Raw genomic sequence first — 1091 nt, forward strand, 5'->3', positions numbered from 1 at the left:
GAAGTGGGCGTCGACGACGTGCTGTCGACCTGGTCAGGCGTGCGTCCGGTGGTGGGCAGCGCGGCGGGTGCGCAGCAGGGCAAACCGTCCAACGAGACCCGCGAACATGTGCTGTGGCAGGAGCCCGGTTGCGTGACTTTGGCCGGCGGCAAACTGACCACATTTCGCCCGCAAGCGATCGAAGTGCTCAAGGCTTGTGCGGCGATGCTCGGGCGTTCTTTTGTCGATGACGGCGCACCGGTGTTCGCCGCTGTGCCGCCGCTGACACTTGCGGGACTGAGTACGAGTCAATGGCGACGCTTGGCCGGACGTCACGGTCGAGACCTGCCGAGGCTGGCGCAATTGCTCGGCGAACTCGGCCACGAAACAGTCGGCGCCAGCGATACGTTGTGGTCCGAACTGGCGTTCGCCTGCGAGGCGGAAATGATTCTGCACCTGGATGATTTGCTGCTGCGCCGCACCCGTTTGGGCCTGTTGCTGCCGCGCGGTGGCGAGGATTATTTGCCGGCGATCCGCACGCTCTGCCAGCCACGATTGGCCTGGGATGATGAGCGCTGGCAAACGGAAATCCAGCGCTATCGTTTGCTTTGGCTGCGCGATCACGGCTTGCCGGAGATCACGCCATGAAATACCTGTTAGCCATCGACAACGGCACCCAGAGCGTGCGCGCATTGCTCTTCGATCTGCAGGGCAATCTGCTCGGCAAAGGCAAAGTCGATCTGCAGGCGTACTACTCGACGCAACCCGGTTGGGCCGAGCAGGATCCGGAATATTACTGGGCGAAACTCGGCGAGGCGTGTCAGCAACTCTGGCAGCAGACCGGCATCGACCGTGCGCAGATTGCCGGCGTGTCCCTGACTACCCAGCGCGGCACCGTGATCAATGTCGACGCCGAGGGCAAACCGCTGCGCCCGGCGATTGTCTGGCTCGATCAACGTCAGGCCGAGGTCGAGGGCGGCATCAAGGGGCCGTGGGGCTGGCTGTTCAAATTGGTCGGCGCCCAAGGAACGGTGGATTACTTTCGCGCCCAGGCCGAGGCCAACTGGATCGCCCGGCATCAGCCCGAAGTGTGGGCGGCGACCGACAAGTTT

General features: G+C 63.6%; 2 protein-coding genes. Both read left to right on the forward strand.

Features of this window, described 5'->3' with window-relative positions; all coding sequences use genetic code 11:
• A partial coding sequence (locus tag D6877_RS06750) for a glycerol-3-phosphate dehydrogenase C-terminal domain-containing protein (RefSeq protein ID WP_277751475.1) occupies window positions 1–627 on the forward strand: 627 nt, incomplete at its 5' end.
• Window positions 624–1091, forward strand: a 468-nt coding sequence (locus D6877_RS06755; RefSeq protein WP_241662866.1) for an FGGY family carbohydrate kinase, incomplete at its 3' end; no start/stop codon positions are given. The genes D6877_RS06750 and D6877_RS06755, both read left to right, overlap by 4 nt.

Origin of the sequence: Pseudomonas sp. Sample_9, assembly GCF_004307535.1 — a bacterium.
Classification (GTDB): domain Bacteria; phylum Pseudomonadota; class Gammaproteobacteria; order Pseudomonadales; family Pseudomonadaceae; genus Aquipseudomonas; species Aquipseudomonas mercuritolerans.